This window comes from Micromonospora sp. NBC_01655 (genome assembly GCF_026339755.1).
GTDB lineage: Bacteria > Actinomycetota > Actinomycetes > Mycobacteriales > Micromonosporaceae > Micromonospora.
Genome location: NZ_JAPEQF010000001.1, coordinates 2,962,874 through 2,981,077, shown reverse-complemented (window position 1 = coordinate 2,981,077; position 18,204 = coordinate 2,962,874). Strand labels below are relative to the sequence as shown.

Genomic DNA, 18,204 nt, shown 5'->3' with positions numbered 1-18,204 from the left:
CACCGGCGCCCGTCCGTGACCGTGCGGACAGCCGGAAATGCGTTTGTCCGATTGCAGGCACTCCATAGGATCTCCGGTGATCAAGGAGGATGACACGGTGGGCGATTTCCAGCAGTTCGTGACGGATGTGACTATACGTCTGTCCGCGATGTCCAAGGGCGAGTTGTACGTCGTCGGCGACGGTCTCGACCGGGACTCACTCTGGCTCACCTTTCTCGATTCCTTCCCCGCCGGCACCAATCTCCGGTTCCGTGAGCGGTCCGAGTACGACTGCTCGACCTGCCGCGGGTTCATCAAGAGCTTCGGTAACATCGTCGAGATCCACAACGGACAGGTTCGCTCCGTCTGGTCCGGGGTGTCTGCGTCCGACCCGGTCTTCTCCGTCGTCGCCGCCGCAATGGACGAATTCGTCAGCACGCTGCCGTTGTCCACCATTTTCCGGTCCACCGAGGCGCAGTACGGGACGAGGACGACCCGGACGCTGCGCGACGGCCAGGTCGAGGTGTGGCACCACCTGCACGGCCGGGTGGAGAAGCGGCATCGCATCAAAGACGTCGGCGCGGCACGGGGCACCTTCGACGCCGCGGTGCAGGTGTTCCAGCGTGGCCTGGCCGAGCTGACCCAGCACGCTCTGGACACCGTCGTCGACCTCATCGACGACAACGCCCTCTACCGCGGCACTGAGCATCGTCGGGCGGTGACCGAGTTCCGGTCACTGCAGAACCGGTGGACGAAGGCGACCGACGGACAGGCCTTCATTTTCGCCAACGCCATGAATCCGGCGGCTCGGTTCCGCAACACGGTGATCGGCACCCTCGTCCAGGATCTCTCCGCGGGCGTCGACCTGGAGCAGGCGGTCCGGTCGTTCGAGACGAAGGTGGCACCGCAGAATTACCAGCGCCCCACGGCGTTGATCACCCCGGCCATGGTCAAGGCTGCCATGAAGACCATCGACGAGTTGGGCATCGAGGAGTCGTTGCAGCGACGGTTCGCCCGGCTGTCCGACGTGTCGGTCACCAACGTGCTATGGGTCGACAACGACACACAGTCGCGAATGAAGGACGGCATCGAAGGGCTGCTCATGCAGGCGGCCACCATGAGGTCGGCAGGTGCGCGCCTTCGTGACGCGAAGCCGGAGGATATCCCCGTGGTCACCTTCATGAAAGACATCCTGCCTGGCGCCGCGACCATCGACCTGTGGGTCGCCAACAGCCACGAACCGCACTTCGTCAGTCTCACCACCGGCCGGCACCCGGCCGCCCCGCGGCTGTTCACCTGGGACAACGATTTCGGCTGGTCCTACAACGGCAACGTCACCGACTCGATCAAGGAGAAGGTCAAGCGGGCCGGCGGCAACGTCACCGGCAAGCTGCGGGTGAGCCTGTCCTGGTTCAACCACGACGACCTCGACCTGCACGTGTTCGAACCCAACGGCGACCACATCTGGTACAAGGACAAACGCAACAAGCTGGACGTCGACATGAACGCGGGCGGGACGTTCTCGCGCGAGCCGGTGGAGAACGTTACCTGGACCGACAACGTCCCCGACGGCGAGTACCGGATCGAGGTGAACCAGTTCAACAAGCGGGAAAGCACCGAGTTCGGCTTCGTGATCGAGACCGAGAGCAACGGGAAGATCGAGCATTACAGCCACGAGCGGGCGGTCGGCCACAAGGAGACCGTCGAGGTGGGCCGGATGACGGTCGCCGACGAGGTGATCACCGCTTTCCGGCCGGGTAAGGACATGCAGCCGGGCAGCGCAGGCAAGGACCTGTGGGGAATCACCACCGAACAGTTCGTGCCGGTGTCCACCATCATGTACTCGCCGAACTACTTCGACGACGGCGAGGTCGGCAACCGCCACTACCTCTTCATGCTGAAAGGGTGCGTGAACGACCAGCCGACCCGGGGAATCTACAACGAGTTCCTCCGCGGCGACCTGCAACCGCACCGCAAGGTGTTCGAGGTTCTCGGCGATCGCACCAAGTGCGAGCCGTCCCCGGATCAGCTGTCCGGCCTCGGCTTCAGCTCCACGGTCCGCAGCTCTGTGGTCGCCAAGGTGACCATGACCGACGGCCGGCGCCACCTCATCAGTATCCAGTTCTGATTTCCTACCCAGAAAATCTGAGAGAGGCCATCGTGACCATTTTTGAAAAAGCCACGCGGGAGAAATTCCGCTACCCGTCGGCCAAGGGACTGCTGACCACGGAACAGCTGTGGGAGCTTCCGCTGACCGCCAAGTCCGGCTTCAGCCTCGATGACGTGGCCAAGGCGGTCAACGCCGAACTCAAGGCCATCGACACCGAGTCGTTCGTGGCCACCGAGACCAATCCGGCCAAGGCAACCTTGGAGACCAAGTTGGAGGTCGTCAAGCACGTCATCGCCATCCGCCTCGCGGAGGACCAGTCGGCGAAGGCAGCGGCAGCCAAGAAACTGGAGAAGGAAAAGCTGCTGGCAGTCCTGGGCCGCAAGCAGGACGCGGTCCTGGAAAACCTGACCGAGGCAGAGCTGCTGGCCCGAATCAACAACCTGTAGCCCGCTGACAATCAGCGTCTGCCAGCAGGCCCGCACATCGCCGAGAAGTACGGTCGCCATGCAAGACTTGCGCGACCAGGCCGGCGCCCACGGCCACTTCTCGGCGAACTCACATCGGTACGACAGCGAGCGCGACGCCCTCTCATCGGCTACTTGTTTCATTGACCTGCGACCGTGGCCCGGCCAGGCTTCGGTCGAGGCGCCCGGGCTGTCGCTCTCACATCGGCTGCTCACGTTGGTCGTGTGGCTCTCATCTGGCCTGCGCGGCCCGGGCGTCGCCCCAGGGCGGGGAGAGGCTCAAGAGCGGCGTTGCGGCCAGCGGGCGGCCCAGTCGGTCAGCGTCTTGTATGCGGCGGTGTTGACGGTGATCCGCCTTGTCGCCAGCAGGTGACCGGTCTCGTCGAGGGCGACAGCGGTCAAGGAGGACTTGTGCGGGTCGATACCGATCGTGATCACGGAGAGCCGGGTTCCTCCCGTCAAAGCGAACGAGGATCACCGTGGCGGGCAGCCTGACTTGGGGAATCCTTGAGCACGCCTCTGTTGAGCCACGCCACGGCCGGTCGCCGGCCAGCGGCGGCACGCTCTTGAAGCGCCAACCCGAGGGCGGCAAGGGGTATGCGAGCCAGTGCCGATCGGCGCCCTGACGCTACGGGCTGCAGACCCGCGCATCTGACTCCAGTAGACAAGTCAGGGGTTTGCTCGGCTCGAAGTAGCGTTGCCCTCCCGGCTCGACAACCCAGGTGGATCGAGCATCGGAGGACCCATTGAGCGGCACGTCGACCGTGTGGTCATCGGTATGGATCCGCACAAGCGCTCTGCCACTATCGAGGTCATGGCCCGCGACGAGGCCGTCGGCGGCGGCGGCCGATTCGACACCGACCACGACGGCTACACGGCGATGAGGAAGTACGCCAGACAGTGGCCGAACCGGGTCTGGGCGATCGAGGGCTGCCAGGACATCGGCCGGCACATCGCCAACCGGCTACTCGCCGACGGCGAGCAGATCGTCGACGTGCCACCGAAGCTGTCCGCCAGGGCGCGGATGTTCGCCACCGGGCAGGGCCGCAAGACCGATGCCACCCGGCGCCCACTCCATCGCGCTGGTCGGCACCCGCATGGCCGGGCTGCGCCCGGTGGTCAACGACGAGCAGCTGGCCCTGCTGCGGATTCTGGTCGACCGGCGCCGTTCCCTCGGCGAGGACCACACCCGGATGGTGTCCCAGCTGCATCAACTGCTGCTGGAACTGATTCCGGGTGGGGCGAAGAAGAGTCTGTCCGCCGCCCAGGCCAAGGTACTGCTGGCCACTGTCCGGCCCCGTGACGCGGTCGGCAAGGCCCGCCGCCGGGTCGCCGCGGAGCTGATCGGTGACCTCGAACGGGTCTACCGGCGCTCCAAGGACGCAGACAAGGAACTGACCGAACTGCTCGCCTCTACCGGCACCACGTTGATGGACCTGCACGGCATCGGGCCGTCCGGCGTCGCCCGGCTGCTGGTCGAAGCGACATCACCCGGTTCCCGAACCGGGCCCACTTCGCCTCCTGGAACGGCACCGCCCCCATCGACGCGTCCTCGGGCGAGCAGGTACGACACCGGCTCTCCGTGCCGGGAACCGGCAGATCAACCGGATGCTGCACATCATGGCCACCGTCCAGCTGCGCAATCCCACCGAAGGACGCGCCTACTTCGACCGCAAGAAGGCCTCCGGCAAGACATCGATGGAAGCGGTGCGCGCCCTGAAACGACGCCTGTCCGACATCGTCTACCGGCGCATGATCAGCGACGCGGTGGCCACGGCGACGGGCCCGAGAGGACAGCAGGGAACGGCAACTGGCTCCAGCGTGACCGGCTCGCATCCCCAAGCCGGCTCTTCGGAGAAGTCACTTCCCGGACCCGCCGAGACCCAGGATAGAACTCTACGGGCGGCGGTAGGATAACAGTTCGAGGTCGAACGGCCGCGCGTGGCAGGATGTAAGCGTGATCCTGTTGGTTCCCGCGGACCCTCTACGGCCGCGCCACCCGGACGAGCACTTCGCGGCGGAGGCGCAGGCCGCACGTGCTGCCGGGCTCGATGTGGCGGTGGTCGACCACGACGCGTTGGCGCGGGGCGGAGATGTGCGTCGGGCGGTCGCATTGGTCTCGGGCAGCGGGATGGCCGTGTACCGCGGCTGGATGTTGCGTAGCGAGCAGTACGCTACGTTCGCCGAGTTGCTCGCTGAGCGCGGTGTGGTGTTGCGGACTGGTGGTGAGCAGTACCGGCGGGCACATGAGCTGCCTGGCTGGTATGCCGCTCTGGCTGCGGTCACCCCGCCGTCGGTGTGGACCACGGGCTCGGAGCGGGCGGACTTCGACCGCGCGCGTGTCGAACTGGGCGCGGGACCTGCGGTGCTGCGTGACTACAGCAAGTCGATGAAGCACTACTGGGACGAGGCCGCGTTCATCCCCGACCTCGAGGACGGCGCGGCTGCGTGGAGCGTGGCGAGCCGGTTTCTGGAACTGCGCGAGGACGACTTCGTGGGCGGGTTCGTGCTGCGGCGCTTCGAGCGGTTCGCCTCGACCGAGATACGCACGTGGTGGGTCGACGGCGTATGCGTCCTGATCGGACCGCATCCCGACAGCCCGAACGATTCCGCGCCGGTCGAGGTCGACCTGGCCCCGATCGCACCGTTGATCGCCGGGCTCGGCCTGCCCTTCGTCACCGTGGACCTCGCTCTCCGCACGGAGGGCGTATGGCGGGTCATCGAACTCGGCGACGGGCAGGTTAGCGACCGACCAACCACCATCGAACCCCAAACGATGATCACAGCCCTGCTTGCTCAAGCCCGCTGATCGGCAACACTGTCTGCCTGAACATTCGCTCTTGCGGCTCTGTTGCATTGGCGGGTCGGTGGGCACACCGAGCCGCGTCAGCGGGCATTGGTCAGATCGCTCGCGTCAGTTCGGTGAAGGCGGCGGCTGCACGTAGCGCGGGCGGGACGTCGGGTCCGAGTTCGTAGTGTCCGCGTCGGAGGTTCTGCACGAAGGCGCGTGGCCGGTGATGATCGTCTGGGCGGTGCGGTCGGTGTGTAGCCCGCGCATCGGTCTGAGCCGGTGCGTGAGCTGGCTGTGATCAGTCTCGATCGGATTGTTGGCATGCCGCTCGACGTGGTGCCACGCCGACGGAACCAGGTCGTCGAGCACCCTCGGGTAGACCGGGTTCGCGTCGGTGACAACCTCGCTGGGCGTGGCCTTCTCGGTCGAACTGGGCTCGGACGGCGTCGGCGTCAGGCTGATCGAAAAGGCGCTGAGGTCTCGTCCGGGGTAGAGCTGCGTGAGGGCGGAGTTGATGACGTCAGCCAGCTCAGCCCGAGACATGGGCTGCTCGGGTCGCTGCGGGGATGGAAGCTGTTCGCGGGCCTTGATGAGCAGCGTGTTGGGCGTGATGATGGTGTCGGGGTGGCGGGCCATCCCGTACCTCCCTCCGAAGCCTGGGGCGCAACTACCGCCCGGCGTCGGCGTAGATCCCGCGCACGATGTCGTCGACCCGGGGGGCGATGTCGGCCGGGTGGATCGCCGATGAGGGTAGGCCCCCGATCAGGTCGGACCACAGCCGGTCCTCGCTGTAGCCGGCGGGTAGGCGCAGGAACCACCGGTAGCCGGTCGGGCGGGCGGGAGCACCGCAGGCGTGCAGGTAGTCGTTGATGTCGGCGTCGGCGATGGCCTGCTCGTCGTAGGTGCGCGGCCGGCTGTACTGCTCGTCGCCGGCCGGGCTGCTACGGGTCACAGTCGTAATGTGCGCCTCAACTTGGTCGGGGACACGAATGAGCCTGGCCGGGCCTGCGCACCAGCCCACCAGCCCGCCCCAGCCGCTCTCGGGCAGTTCGATGTACTCGTCGCCTATGGGGGGCGCGGGTGACAGCGGCACGTCGTCCCAACGGCCGGCGTTCGGATGGCTGTTCATGATCACCTCTTGGCACGAGGGCTGGGGCCGCCGTGTGGCGGCCCCAGCCCCAGTGTGACCGCGCGGACTGCGAGGGTTACGGGAAAACGCAGATGAGGGTTACGGGAACACGCACCCCACGTTGCCGGTGCCGCAGTGCCAGGACTGCGACCGGAGCTCCGCCGCCGTGTAGGACGGGTACCCCTGGGGGGTGAACTGCCCGGTCACGGTCGCGAAGTAGTCGTTGGCGTCGACCAGCTTGTTGCCGTAGGTGAGGCCGCTGTCCCATCGCGGGGTGGACGGGCTGATCACCGGCCCGCCGACGGGGTGCTGGCCGCAGTCGGCGTCGGGGCCGACCTGGTCCTCACGGCAGTTGACCCTCATGTTGTTGAAGTCGAGGTTGGGGCCGCTGTCGTAGATCAGGGTGACGCGCCACTGGGCCTGCCGGCCGTTGAGGTTGGTGCGGATGACGACGTCGTAAGTGCCGAGGACGCCGGAGCTGTTGCCGTAGGCGGCGTTTCCCTTCGTCTCGGCGATGTAGTCGGTGATGGTGCGGCGGCAGATGGAGCCGGTCTCGCACCAGGTGTCGTAGTCGTCGTTGGGGGCGTGGTCGGTGGCGACGGGGGCGACGGGGGTGGCGGGGGCGACGGGGGTGAAGGTGGTGGTGGTCAGGCCGTCGGGGGTGTGGGTGGTGGTCAGGCCGTCGGGGGGTGTGGGTGGTGGTGGTCAGGCCGTCGGCGGTGCAGACCCACTGGGGGGCCTGCTCCTTCGTGGCGAGGGTGATGCACGGCGCGAGCGCCGTTGTGGTGCTGTCGGGCTTCGGGGGTGCTGCGGTGGCCACGGTAGGGGCGGTGAGTAATCCGGCGGTGATCAGGATGGCGGCGAGCATCGTTGTAGCCGCCTTGTGCATGTTGATCCCTTCTCGTGAGGGAAAGTGCTGATCAAGGGGGTTTTCTGGCTGGCCGGCCGTAAGATGAGCATCAATCAATTCGGCGGGGAGGTCCATGTGTTGCCTGCTGCCAAAACCCCGGCAACCGGTGGCAACCAGCCCATCGTCAGCGACACGCTCGGCGAGGAAGTGCGGCGGCTCCGCACCGTGAAAGGGTGGGGGCTGGCGGCCCTCGCGGCGGCGGCGCACTGCGACCGCGGCTACCTCAGCCGGGTGGAGCGCGGGCTCCGGCGGCCGTCGCAGACCGTGGTTGCGGTGCTGGACACGGAGCTGGACGTCAACGGTCGGCTACTGGCGCTGGCGAGAGAGGGGGACGACATGCGGCGACGAACAGTCCTCACCGGAGCGTCGGCGGTGGCCGCCGCCGTGCTGGTGCCCTCGCCGGCGGCGGCCACCGCCGGCGGCTTGGGTGAGGTGCTGTTCGCCTCGAGGCCCGAGGTAGGGCCGGTAGGTGTTGGTCAGCTCCGCGCGGCGGTGACCGCGGCCACCGCTGAGTTCCATCAGGTGCGGTATGGGGAACTCGCCCGCCGCCTGCCCGGGCTGGTACGCGCCGTTGAGGCAACCCGCGACGCGGCGGTGTCAGATGATCGGGCCCAGGTGGAGGGCGTGCTGGCCACCGTGTACGGGGTAGCGGCCAACCTAGCCGTGAAGCTTCACGAGACCGGCCTCGCATGGTCGATGACGGACCGGGCCGTGCAGACCGCGCGGGCCGCCGGCAATCCCCGCGCGCTCGCCGAAGCCCACCGGACCGCCGCCGTGGTGCTGCGCCGGTCAGGGCAGCACGACGAGGCCCGGCGGGTGATCGTCACCGCCGCGACGGGCCTACGCGCCGACACCCGGCTTGCCGACGGCCGGGACAGGTCGCTGTACGCGTCGATGCTGGCGACGGCCGCGTACACCGCCGCTCTGGCCGACCGGCGAGACGACGCCTGGACGCTGGCGGGCGAGGCCGGCGCGGCGCTGGCATCCGGCCGGCAGATCGGATTCGGACGCAACGACTTGGAGCTTTACCGGTCGGGCATCGCCCGGGCCCTGGGCGACTACGGCCAAGCCGTCGACCACGCCAGGCAGGTACGCCTCGACCTGTGCGCCACTCCGGAACGGAGGGCCCGCTACTGGGAAGACACGGCGCTCGCGTGGATGGGGCGCGGCCGGCCGACGCAGGCGTGGGAGGCGCTTCGGGAAGCCGAGGCCGCCGCCCCGCAGGAAGTGCTGTACCGGCCATGGGCGCAGCAGCTCACGGCCACGCTGCTCGCCGCCGACGTACGCGGCGGGCTACCGGGCCTACGCTCGTTCGCAGCCCGCGTCGGCGTGCCCGGCGCCGCCCGCTGACCGCCGGCCTCTCCGGCTGTCGCCCATGCGACATCCTCCCGCCGCCGCCGAGGGGCGCCCGATGAGTCACAGAGTGCCGGAACCGCCCATCGGCCTCTGTTGCCAGCGTGGTACTTACGGCGACGTCGTAGAGTGCGTGGGCCGTGTCTCCGTGGTGTTGGGCGTCGTCATAGAAGCGCATCCAAGGAGGGTCTTCACTTGGCTGCGAGTGGGCGAATGCCTCATCGGCGGCCCCGACGGCGGCAAAGACCTCCTGAGCCCGGGTTGGCCCGAACTTGGCCAAGGCTCGAGCCCGCACGGTGTGAAGCATCGCCCGTTCCGTCGGCGTTAGTCGGTCAGCCCGGTCGGCCAGCAGCACAGCACGTTGGTGCCAGTTCCCGCCGATCTCAGCGCACTGCAACGCGAAGGCAAACCGCCGCCGGGCATCGGCGTGCTCGTAGGCGTCGAAGAGCATGAAGGCCACCACGCCAGCAAGTTGCGCCATCGCCGTATGAAGATCCGCTTGTAGCGATGGAGGACACGGCCGGTCGAAGGCGGGTGGGCGGCCGCCTTTGGAGCCTTTGGCCTTGCGACCGGCAGTCATCGAACTACGGCAGTTTAATAACCGAAAAGATGCACGCCGGTGGTACTACGGGATGCACCAGCGAGCGGCAACCAGGCGCAGCGCATCGCTGCCGCCGGCTGGCGCAGGTTGACGCCCCGCCGTGGAAGTCGGCCTGCACCTCGACCGCTTTTGTACTGCTCAGACGCCGCAGATGTATGCGGTTGGGGGCGCGTCGGCCGCGCCGAGGCAGTGGGCGTCGGGCACCAACCTGCTCCCCCACCCAGGACTCCCGGCCTCTGTGGGGCAACGGCCTCTGCTGTGGCACGGTCAACGGTGGACCGTCGTTCCGCGGGCCTCCAAGCGGGTCAGGACATCGGGGTCGTCGAGGTGCGCCAGCGAGACGTCGAGGGTGTGTAGCGCAGGCAGCGACTCCAGCGCCGCCGCTCCCGTGCATTTCCCGATCAGTACCAGTTCCGACAGGGCCGGGTGGCCGGTCAGCGGGGTCAGCTCCAACGGCCCTCGACGGTAGCCGTGGCCGTCCAGGTCCAGGGACCGCAGGCTGGACAGTGCGTGAATGCCCTCCAGCGACGTCACGTTGTAGTCGTCGGACTCGCCGCCGGTGTCGATGTCCAGGGTCTGCTCGATCAGCATGTAGATGTCGCTGCCGCCGTCGAACTGCAAGTGGGTGATCGCTGCAGCCTCGGCCGACGGTACCGCGACGGCATGTAACAGCTCTAGTGACGCCTCCAGGCGCGGGCCTGGACCTGGGTAGCCGTCCTCCGGGCCATCGGGGCCGGTCGACTCGATGAGCGCCTTGAGGTCGTCGGCAGCGATCGCGTCATCCAGCAGGGCGTCCAGGACGCCCAGGTGCAGGCCGAGGTCGGCGAAGATGAGGGTCATGATCCCGACCGTATCTTGTTACCGGCTTGGCTTAGGACGCGGAGCGGGTCGTCGTTCGAGTCAGGCGGGGCTGGTGACGGTTCGGAGGCGGCCGGTGCGGTGGAAGCGGACCAGCCGTCGGGTCAGGACGACGACCATGGCCCACTGCGCCATCGCGGCGGTGCACCCGATGACGTTGTCACCGTGGTGTCGCCACCCGCTACGACAAACTCGCCGTCCGCTTCCAAGCCGTCCTGACCGTCACCATCATCACCGAGTGACTCTGACCGACTTGTGAAACACGCCTGAGCCCGTGTTTCACAAGGCCCGGAGGTACTGGTTGATGGCCGCGATGGTCAGCGTGGCCTCGTAGCGCACGGCGAGTTTGTCGTAGCGGGTGGCCATGGCGCGGTGTTGCTTGAGCTGGTTGATGCCGCACTCCACGGCGTGACGCCGGCGGTAGGTCTCAGGGCTGAAGGCAGGTGGCCGGCCGCTGCGGGAGCCTTTCGCGAGGCGGTGGGCGTCTTGGTCGCTCTTGCTCGGGATGCAGGCCTTGATTCCTCGGCGGCGCAGGTAGGCGCGGTTGGCCCTGGACGTGTAGGCCCGGTCCGCCAAACCTGCAGCGGGCGGGTCCGGGGCCGACCGGGCCCGCAGCGGGCAACCCGGATGCGGTCGAGGACCGTGGTGAATTGCGGGCTGTCACCACGGTGCCCGGCCGTGACGACGGTGGCCAGGACCTTACGGCCCTGTTCACAGGCAAGATGCGTCTTGGTGCTCCACCCGCCCCGCGAACGGCCCAGCGCGTGATCGGCAGGTTCGGCATGGATCCCGCCCGGTGGTTCTTTCTGCCGGTCGCCGTCACGACGGGCACCGGCCGCGTGGTGATGGGCACGGCTGATCGTGGAGTCGACGCTGACACTCCAGTCGATGCCCGGCAGCATCGGCGGCGTCCTGCAGCCCCGCCAAGACGCGAGCCCATGTGTCATTACGCTGCCAACGGCGGAACCATCGATACAGCGTCTGCCACGGGCCGTAGTTCGCGGACACGTCACGCCATGGCGCACCGGTGCGTACCCGCCACCGTATGCCGTCGATGATCTGTCGTCTGGTCCACTTGCACGGTCTTCAACCTGTGCCGGACACGCCCTAGCCGCACCCGGCCAATGGCTTCGGGTCAGGCCCGCTTGCGGCTCGCGATCTCGTCAGAGAGCTGCTGCACATGGGCGGGGTCCGCGTCCCGGGCAAGGGCGACGTAGTGGTCCATGACGGTCGGCCGGTAGCGCACGGGCAACGTCTGTCCTGGGGCGAGTCGGGTGAGCTCGGTGATCGTGAGGTCTTCGTCTGCGATACCGCGGAACGAGATGCCGTCGGCGGTCTCCACGTCGAACATCAGGACCACGCGTGGACTGCCGTCGCTGCTGACCTCCCGCCAGTCGACGAGAACGCCGAGCGCAAGCGCCCCCGTACGCAGTTCCGCATTGCGCTTCCATGCATCACTGCTCAGGAGCGGGTTCGGGGCGACGCCCGGGAAGTCGGGCCCGACGCCGAGCGATTCCCGACTCAGGTCGGGCCTGAGCTGCGCCATCAGATCGTTGAGCTTCTTCGAACCGAACATCCTGACCCCTCCCTCACACCGGCGCCGGAATCTCGGCCTGGCGCTTCGCCCTCACCGCGATTGTAGGTCGCGGCCATTCCCTTCCGGCCCGGGCGTCCCGTCGGTTTCGGGAGCGTCCCTCGATCAACGACCACTGGGCATCCGAGAGCAACTGAAGACGCGACACGGGACCAGAGTTCCAGCCAGAACGCTCAACCTTTGTCAGACACGCCCTAACTGGACGTTTGTTTCACCTTCGAGCCAGTAGGGACCGATTCGCGCCTCAACTTCGGTAGCGCAAGATGTCCGACCCGATCCGGAAAGAACACATTGCGGCTGACTCAACCCTGACCGGAATCGGAGCACTTCACCCCGCGATCGTGTCTGGCTCACTTTCACCCCGACATCGACGGACATGACGTCCGTCGAGCCGGCACCCGGCTGCCGTACTCCTGCACCATGACCGAACGGCGAGCCTATCCGTCCGACCTGTCCGACGCCCGTTGGGCCCTGATCGCACCCCGCCTGACCGCCTGGCGACAGGCCCGCACCGACGCCGGCGTCAGCGGCCGCGCCCCCACCCACGACCCACGCGAGATCGTCAACGCCATCCTGTACGTCAACCGCACCGGCATCGCCTGGCGCTACCTGCCCCACGACTTCCCGCCCCACGCGACGGTCTACGGCTACTTCGCCGCCTGGAGCAAGGAAGGCATCTTCACCGAGCTCAACTACCAGCTCACCGGCCTCGTCCGCGACCACCACCGCCGCAAGACCCAACCCACGGCATCCATCATGGACAGCCAGAGTGTGAAAACCTCCACCAACGTCCCACTGTCCACACAGGGCACCGACGCCGGGAAGAAAACCGTCGGCCGCAAACGCGGCATCATCACCGACACCCTCGGCCTACTCCTCGCCGTCATCGTCACCGCCGCCAGCGCCAGCGACAACGCCATCGGCATCGACCTGCTCGACCAGGCCACCACCACCTACCCCACCCTGACCAAGACCTGGGTCGACGCCGGATTCAAAAACCGCGTCGTCGAACACGGCGCCCAACTCGGCATCGACATCGAGATCGTCACCAAGGACCCACAGGTCAAAGGCTTCAGCGTGGTCAAACGCCGATGGGCCGTCGAACGCACACTCGGCTGGCTCATGCACCACCGCCGACTCGTCCGCGACTACGAAGCCCGACCCGACAACTCCGCCAGCATGATCACCATCGCCATGATCGACAACCTCGCCAAAAGGCTAACCGCCGAAACCACCCCAACCTGGCGATACGGCTAAACCAACATAACCGGCAAAATACGTGAATCAGACGTCCTCTAAGGGCTCGCAGAGAATCAACCTGTTCGTTTCGTCTTCCTCGGGGGCTGGTTGCCGTACATGTCGAGGTGGGCGGCCACGTCGGCCGGGGTGCGGAATCTGGCGGTTGAGGGCGGGATCGCGTGTTCGGCCAGAAGGGGCCGTACCTCTTGGACGGCCCGCGTGAGCGTGCTTCCGGCGACGCCGAAGATCCGGGCGAGCAGGTCGTGGGTGCCGATCTTGCGCAGGCAGAGGACGGCGGCCAGGATCCGGTCCGTATCGGAGAGCTTGTCCTTGGCGCCCGCGCCTCGCGCGCGGAGTCGCTCACTGCCCCGGCGTTCGTGGCGAAGCCGCTCACGTTGGTGTGCCAGTGCCGGGATCAACGAGCAGACCAGAGCGTCCAGTTGCTCGATGGTCATGCCCGTCAGTTCCGGGTCGCGGAGCAGGGAGGTGCTGAGTCCGTCCGGGCATCCGGGCTGCTCGGCGCTGTTCGTGGCGGCGGCTTGCGGTCCTGCCTCTCGGTCGTCGGCCAGCTGGGACCCGACGGGCTGGAGCGTGTAGTTCCAGTCGCCGTGGAAACGGTGGCGGGTCATCGGAAGCGCATCGATCTCGTCGTCGGTGACCTTGACCCCGGTGTCGTAGGTGCCCGGATCGAGTTCGGCGTGGACTCTCAGCCCGGTGCGGGTGGTGGTCGCCGCGATGCTGTTCACGATCACTTCGTGGCTGGTCAGCGGCCTGCCGCGCCAGTTCATGCTGATGTGGGAGAACAGCCGGTGTTCCACCTTGTTCCACTTCGATGTGCCGGGCGGAAGGTGACAGACGGTGATGTCCAGGTCGGTCTCGGCGGCCAGGGCCGCGAGTTCGATCTTCCAGGCGCGGGTGCGGTAGCCGTTGGAGCCGCCCGCGTCGGCGGTGATCAGCAGCCGGGCGGCACGCGGGTATTCGTGGCGACCGACTGCCTGCCACCAGCGGCGGATCGAGGCCACCGCGAACGCGGCGGTGTCGTGGTCGGTGCCAACGCTGACCCAGCCGGTGTTGGCGGCGATGTCGTAGATCCCGTACGGGATTGCCTTGCCCAGCCCCTGCCGGTCCAGGAAGTCGTGCGTCTTGACCAGCACCGGCTCACCTTGAGGCCGCCACTGGCGCCCGCCGTTCTTGTAGTCTCCGACCAGCTCTTTCTTCTTGGTGTCCACGCTGATCACCGGGTCCCCGGCACCCATGTGGTCCTTGGCCTGGTCATTGATGTAGCGGAACTGGGCGCCGCGGTCGGGGTGTTGCGTGCCTTCGACGGTCTTGGCATTGGCCTGCAGGCTGAAGCCTTCCTCACGCAGCAGGTCCCCGGCCGTGTCAGCGCTCACCTTGTGTCCCTGACGGGTGAGCTCGGTTGCGAGATTCCGGGTCGACTTCGTCGTCCAGCGCAGCGGCGACATCGGATCCCCGCGCACATCCGGCTCGACAAGTGCCAGCAGCGCGGGTCGCAGACCTGGGTCCACGTCCGCAGCCTTCTTCCGACCGCCGCCGGGCCGGCGCACCCGCCCCAGCGGTTCCTCGCCGGCCTCCAACTCGTCCACACCCTTACGCACCGTTGTCTCACTGACCCCAGCCGCACGCGCGACCGCCCGGATCCCGCCATGTCCCAGGACCCGGGCCTCGGCCCCCATCAGCAGCCGCCGCTGCCGCTCGTCCAAATGCGCGAACAACACCTCAAACTTCACCGCGAGTTGGCGACAGACCGAACCGGAGACGCACATACCACACCAACGAGCCGAGTCACCAGAAGCAACAGGTTGATTCTCTGCGAGCCCTTAGCCTCGTTCCGGCCCGACGCGACGACCAGGCCGCCATGCAAGACCGGCTTACCCAGCTCCCGCCAGCCTGATGTACATGCCGAGCCAGGGGGTGACTGCCATTGCCCCTGGCTCCGCTCGTTACCGGGTCTCTAGGCCCGCATCGATCGGCCGGGCGGCAAGCGGTGAGCGCCGACCCCGACGTGCAGCCCCGGTAGCGGACCTACCCGTGGGCCACCGGCGCGTCCGGTGCCCCGGCGGGAGTGGCCCGACCCGGACCACGTGGGTGCGCCCCCACCACTCTCCTCCCCGAAGGGCCTGCCGGCAGGCCTAGGAGACCCGGCGGGCACCCGCCACCGGCTCCGGGGCGTGGCTACCGGTAGCTCCAGACCACTGGCCGGGCCTTGTAGATCGCCGCCCCGGAGAGGTAGCGGTTGCCGACGTAGGAACCGTTCAGCCGATACAGCCAGACGTTGCCGTTGCCGTAGGTGCCGTCGCCGTTCGCACCGCCGACCTTGGTGGTAAAGACCAGCCCGCCGGAGTGGTTACCGACACTCTTGATCTTGCTTGTGTCGATGTACCCGGGTGCCCGCTGGAATCGGTTGCGGTTGATGTCGTACCGGTAAACGTGGCTGGTGTTGCTCATCCACAGGTTGGCGGAGGTGCCGTAGACCGGTGACAGGTCGTGCACGTTTCCGGTGACCGTCCGGCAGGCGGCGTTGGTGAGTTTAGGAGCGATGGCCGTGCCGCTCACCTTGTAGCTGCACAGCCGGGTGCCGCCGGCCGCCCAGAGGCGCTTGATGGCGCTGTCCCAGTAGACGGCGTGCGCCTTGGCGAACGCCTTCGTGGCGGCCGGGCTGGTCCGGCCCTTGCCGTAGAGGGTGAGCTTGCCGGGATCGGAGGAGGCGACCACGACAGCGCCGTTGGCAGCAGTTCGATGGCGTGCGGGTTGCCGCCTGGCGTGACCTGGTACCGCACCTTGCGGGTGGCGTAGTCGATGATCCCGGCCCGGCCGCCGGACGCGGCCACCAGGACCACGTACCGCGAGCCCTGCTTGCGGAACTTGACGTCGGAGAGGTTCTTCCAGCCGCTGCCGGCGGGTCGCTTCCACGACCACTGGGCCGAACCAGCCGTCCACCGACTGGCGCCGGCGCTGAAGATCCTGACCCCGTACCGCTGGTCGACCACCGCGACCCGGTCGCTGGCCGCCTGCGCGCCGGTCGGCGCGACCAGCACTCCCACCATGCCCACCGTCGCCGCGCCGAGGGTTGCGCCGATCGCGCGCCACCGCCGTCGCGCCCTGTCTGCCGATCGCATCATCGCCATGAACCTTCCCGTTTTACGAGCCCCGTCGGGGGGCGTTGACGGGTGCGGCCCACGGAATGTCGGCCTGCACCACGACTGATGGTGTTCGAGCGTATGCGACTGGTAACCGGCTGCCAATGATGGCGTTGGATGGGCGACAGCGTGTCACGGTCGACCACGTTCAGGGTGTCGCGCGGCGTACCGGACAGCACCCGGGCTGCGCGCACGGCTGTTGCGCCAGCCGATCCAGGAGCCCCATCCCCGCCACGCCGGGGCCGGGCGACGAGCGGAGAAGACGTCTCAGACTCAGCGCCTCACCAACTCTCACCGCTGTCGGGCATGACCTCGTGTCGGTGGGATCGGGCGTGGGCGCACCCCGCCGAGAAGCGAGCTGATGATGCCGAAGACGAACCGCAGGCTCACCCGCGCGGTGATCGAGCGCCGCGACAGCACCGGGGAGACCTACACCCAGGCCCGCGAGGGCGTGCTGGCCACCCTGACCCTGCCGGAGACCGAGCGCCAGGCGCACGCCTTCCGTGCCGCCGTCGCGCTGCTGATCGATTGGTTGCGCAAGTTCGGCATCGAAGGGCGTGGGTCTTCGTCTGGTCGGGCAGGGTGGTGACCTGGGGCTTTCCGGGGCGACCGCATCTGGTGCGGGAAAGTCGCATCCAATGCGACCGTCGTCCGTTACACCGAGCGTGACGATCAAGGGCGCGGCCGGCATCCACGTGGTCTCCGGGGTAGCGCTGCTACGGCCAGAAGAGCAGGTGTTCGCGGCGATGCTCGACGGCTGGCAGGCCCAGCAGACGGCGCGGAACCTGTCGTTCGCCACGATCGCGGCGCGGCTGCGGGTGATCCGGGCGTTCGCCGAGCACGTCAACAACTACCCGTGGCAGTGGCTGCCGCAGATGGTCGACGAGTGGAGCACCGACCTGCGGGCGGTGCGTGGGCTGGCACGCTCAACGCTGCGCGGCTACCAGGAGGCCGTGAGGCTGTTCTGCGAATACCTCACCGACCCGGCCTACGGCTGGGCGGGCCAGTGCCAGCAACGGTCCACTGTCGCAGGATGTCCTCCCCCATGGCCAGATGGTCAGGACGCTGCGCCGTTTCGGCGCCGAGCCGGCCATGGCCTTGCCGTGCCGCACGTGGCAGACGCCGAGATCACCGAACTCGGGGGCGTGCGGATTGGCGCTGGAGTCGACGACGTCGAGCATCCTGGCCTCGTTGCGGCGTAGCCCGCGGGCGTTTCAGCAGCGTCGCGTCCCGAAACGCAGGCAGCCAGCCCTTGCGGCCCGCGCCGCGGATCCGCATGACCTGCTCGTCGGCGTGATCGAACAGCGCCTGGAGCTCGTCGACGGTGAACGCGCGTTTGCGTGGGTCGGACTCGTTGCTCTGCACGTGCACCGCGGTGTTCCACTCGTGGCAGACCTGCACCGGGTGCGAGCCCCGATCGCCGAGGTGCGACCGCTGCTGGCCCACGATGGCAACCCGGCGTTATGGCCGTCCGAGCGCCGCGACCGCATCGGCCTGCAACGGATCAACAGCCAGCTCGCCACCTACCGCGACGCGCTCGGCCTCGGCCCGGGCCTGGACTTTCACTCGCTGCGCCGCTCCTACGTCACCCATCTGATCGAGGCCGGCTGGGACCCGCTGTTCGTGCAGCAACAGGCCGGCCACGAACACGCCTCCACCACCTCGATCTACACCTGCGTCTCCTCCGACTTCCGCACCCGCACGTTGCGAGCCGCGTTGGACCAGACCATGCGCCAAGCCCTCCCAGGAGCGACCGGATGAAGCGCCACGTCACCTACCAATGGCGACTACGACAGATCATGGCCGAGCACCACATGTTCGCCACCACCGAACTGGTCCCGCTGCTCACCGAGCGCGGGATCGCCCTGTCCGCGTCCCAGGTGCACCGCCTGGTCTCCGGCACACCCGAGCGGCTGTCCCTGCCGGTCCTCGCCGCACTTTGCGACATCTTCGACACCACCCCCGCGCACCTGATCACCACCAACGCCGAGAACCTCGCACCCCGGCGCATCGCC

19 protein-coding genes and 3 pseudogenes are annotated in these 18,204 nt (G+C 67.8%); 12 read left to right on the top strand and 10 right to left on the bottom strand.

The features are described 5' to 3' along the window. Positions 1 to 97 precede the first annotated feature (97 nt). Together OOK41_RS14080 and OOK41_RS14075 are read left to right on the top strand one after the other, a co-directional pair. The gene (locus OOK41_RS14080) at positions 98 to 2,107 is read left to right on the top strand and encodes a hypothetical protein (protein ID WP_266267825.1); all 2,010 of its coding nucleotides are present in this window, start codon (positions 98 to 100) and stop codon (positions 2,105 to 2,107) included. 32 nt (positions 2,108 to 2,139) lie between these two features. Continuing rightward, a complete protein-coding gene (locus OOK41_RS14075) occupies positions 2,140 to 2,535 on the top strand; it encodes a hypothetical protein (RefSeq protein WP_117672512.1) in 396 nt (131 codons plus the stop codon). A gap of 297 nt (positions 2,536 to 2,832) precedes the next feature. Here OOK41_RS14075 and OOK41_RS14070 read toward each other — a convergent pair whose 3' ends face one another. Both OOK41_RS14070 and OOK41_RS14065 read right to left on the bottom strand, forming a co-directional pair. After that, on the bottom strand, positions 2,833 to 2,991 hold the full coding sequence (locus tag OOK41_RS14070) for a hypothetical protein (RefSeq protein ID WP_266265209.1): 159 nt from the start codon (positions 2,989 to 2,991) through the stop codon (positions 2,833 to 2,835). A 432-nt stretch (positions 2,992 to 3,423) separates the two neighbouring features. Next, a complete protein-coding gene (locus tag OOK41_RS14065) occupies positions 3,424 to 3,615 on the bottom strand; it encodes a hypothetical protein (protein ID WP_266265208.1) in 192 nt (63 codons plus the stop codon). A 424-nt stretch (positions 3,616 to 4,039) separates the two neighbouring features. Between OOK41_RS14065 and OOK41_RS14060 the strand changes: the two genes are divergently transcribed. From OOK41_RS14060 to OOK41_RS14050, 3 genes are read left to right on the top strand one after another with little or no spacing between them, the layout of a single operon-like run. Next, on the top strand, positions 4,040 to 4,273 hold the full coding sequence (locus OOK41_RS14060) for a transposase (protein WP_266267824.1): 234 nt from the start codon (positions 4,040 to 4,042) through the stop codon (positions 4,271 to 4,273). Continuing rightward, a complete protein-coding gene (locus OOK41_RS14055) occupies positions 4,174 to 4,470 on the top strand; it encodes a hypothetical protein (RefSeq protein ID WP_266265206.1) in 297 nt (98 codons plus the stop codon). Before OOK41_RS14060 ends, OOK41_RS14055 begins: the two co-directional genes overlap by 100 nt. Before the next feature lie 40 nt (positions 4,471 to 4,510). Continuing rightward, on the top strand, positions 4,511 to 5,362 hold the full coding sequence (locus OOK41_RS14050) for an ATP-grasp domain-containing protein (protein WP_266265203.1): 852 nt from the start codon (positions 4,511 to 4,513) through the stop codon (positions 5,360 to 5,362). Positions 5,363 to 5,467: 105 nt separating this feature from the next. Here OOK41_RS14050 and OOK41_RS14045 read toward each other — a convergent pair whose 3' ends face one another. The 3 genes from OOK41_RS14045 to OOK41_RS14035 all read right to left on the bottom strand — a co-directional run bounded on the left by OOK41_RS14045 (position 5,468) and on the right by OOK41_RS14035 (position 6,836). Then, positions 5,468 to 5,980 carry a DDE-type integrase/transposase/recombinase gene (locus tag OOK41_RS14045; RefSeq protein WP_266265201.1) on the bottom strand — a complete coding sequence of 171 codons (513 nt, stop codon included), beginning with the start codon at positions 5,978 to 5,980 and terminating at the stop codon, positions 5,468 to 5,470. A 31-nt stretch (positions 5,981 to 6,011) separates the two neighbouring features. After that, positions 6,012 to 6,473 (bottom strand): DUF5956 family protein, encoded by a 462-nt coding sequence (locus OOK41_RS14040; RefSeq protein WP_243640130.1) that lies wholly within the window; start codon positions 6,471 to 6,473, stop codon positions 6,012 to 6,014. 99 nt (positions 6,474 to 6,572) lie between these two features. Then, positions 6,573 to 6,836: a hypothetical protein gene (locus OOK41_RS14035; RefSeq protein ID WP_165878260.1), complete on the bottom strand. Its 264-nt coding sequence runs from the start codon at positions 6,834 to 6,836 to the stop codon at positions 6,573 to 6,575. 550 nt (positions 6,837 to 7,386) lie between these two features. Between OOK41_RS14035 and OOK41_RS14030 the strand changes: the two genes are divergently transcribed. Next, the gene (locus OOK41_RS14030; protein ID WP_266265197.1) at positions 7,387 to 8,733 is read left to right on the top strand and encodes a helix-turn-helix domain-containing protein; all 1,347 of its coding nucleotides are present in this window, start codon (positions 7,387 to 7,389) and stop codon (positions 8,731 to 8,733) included. 871 nt (positions 8,734 to 9,604) lie between these two features. On the opposite strand, the gene OOK41_RS14025 is transcribed toward OOK41_RS14030, so the two are convergent. Further along, positions 9,605 to 10,177 carry a hypothetical protein gene (locus tag OOK41_RS14025; RefSeq protein ID WP_266265195.1) on the bottom strand — a complete coding sequence of 191 codons (573 nt, stop codon included), beginning with the start codon at positions 10,175 to 10,177 and terminating at the stop codon, positions 9,605 to 9,607. 167 nt (positions 10,178 to 10,344) lie between these two features. Between OOK41_RS14025 and OOK41_RS14020 the strand changes: the two are divergent. Beyond that, a pseudogene (locus OOK41_RS14020) lies at positions 10,345 to 10,437 on the top strand (IS5/IS1182 family transposase); the annotation flags it as partial. Positions 10,438 to 10,474: 37 nt separating this feature from the next. Here OOK41_RS14020 and OOK41_RS14015 read toward each other — a convergent pair. Both OOK41_RS14015 and OOK41_RS14010 read right to left on the bottom strand, forming a co-directional pair. After that, a pseudogene (locus OOK41_RS14015) lies at positions 10,475 to 11,287 on the bottom strand (IS5 family transposase); the annotation flags it as partial. Between the two features lie 43 nt (positions 11,288 to 11,330). Beyond that, on the bottom strand, positions 11,331 to 11,771 hold the full coding sequence (locus tag OOK41_RS14010) for a hypothetical protein (protein WP_266265193.1): 441 nt from the start codon (positions 11,769 to 11,771) through the stop codon (positions 11,331 to 11,333). A 438-nt stretch (positions 11,772 to 12,209) separates the two neighbouring features. Here OOK41_RS14010 and OOK41_RS14005 point away from each other — a divergent pair, with 438 nt between their 5' ends. Then, the gene (locus OOK41_RS14005) at positions 12,210 to 13,046 is read left to right on the top strand and encodes an IS5 family transposase (protein ID WP_266265192.1); all 837 of its coding nucleotides are present in this window, start codon (positions 12,210 to 12,212) and stop codon (positions 13,044 to 13,046) included. Between the two features lie 56 nt (positions 13,047 to 13,102). Here OOK41_RS14005 and OOK41_RS14000 read toward each other — a convergent pair whose 3' ends face one another. Both OOK41_RS14000 and OOK41_RS13995 read right to left on the bottom strand, forming a co-directional pair. Continuing rightward, a complete protein-coding gene (locus tag OOK41_RS14000) occupies positions 13,103 to 14,815 on the bottom strand; it encodes an ISAzo13 family transposase (RefSeq protein WP_266262960.1) in 1,713 nt (570 codons plus the stop codon). A 409-nt stretch (positions 14,816 to 15,224) separates the two neighbouring features. Further along, positions 15,225 to 15,764 carry a DUF6528 family protein gene (locus tag OOK41_RS13995; protein ID WP_266265190.1) on the bottom strand — a complete coding sequence of 180 codons (540 nt, stop codon included), beginning with the start codon at positions 15,762 to 15,764 and terminating at the stop codon, positions 15,225 to 15,227. A 786-nt stretch (positions 15,765 to 16,550) separates the two neighbouring features. Here OOK41_RS13995 and OOK41_RS13990 point away from each other — a divergent pair. The 4 genes and pseudogenes from OOK41_RS13990 to OOK41_RS13975 all read left to right on the top strand — a co-directional run. After that, on the top strand, positions 16,551 to 16,778 hold the full coding sequence (locus OOK41_RS13990; RefSeq protein WP_266265188.1) for a hypothetical protein: 228 nt from the start codon (positions 16,551 to 16,553) through the stop codon (positions 16,776 to 16,778). Positions 16,779 to 16,854: 76 nt separating this feature from the next. Further along, positions 16,855 to 17,391 carry a hypothetical protein gene (locus OOK41_RS13985; RefSeq protein WP_266265187.1) on the top strand — a complete coding sequence of 179 codons (537 nt, stop codon included), beginning with the start codon at positions 16,855 to 16,857 and terminating at the stop codon, positions 17,389 to 17,391. Beyond that, complete coding sequence (locus OOK41_RS31905; RefSeq protein ID WP_323136260.1) at positions 17,282 to 17,950, top strand: tyrosine-type recombinase/integrase; 669 nt, start codon at positions 17,282 to 17,284, stop codon at positions 17,948 to 17,950. Before OOK41_RS13985 ends, OOK41_RS31905 begins: the two co-directional genes overlap by 110 nt. Next, a pseudogene (locus tag OOK41_RS13975) lies at positions 17,947 to 18,198 on the top strand (helix-turn-helix domain-containing protein); the annotation flags it as partial. The gene OOK41_RS31905 and the pseudogene OOK41_RS13975, both read left to right, overlap by 4 nt. Positions 18,199 to 18,204: the final 6 nt, after the last annotated feature.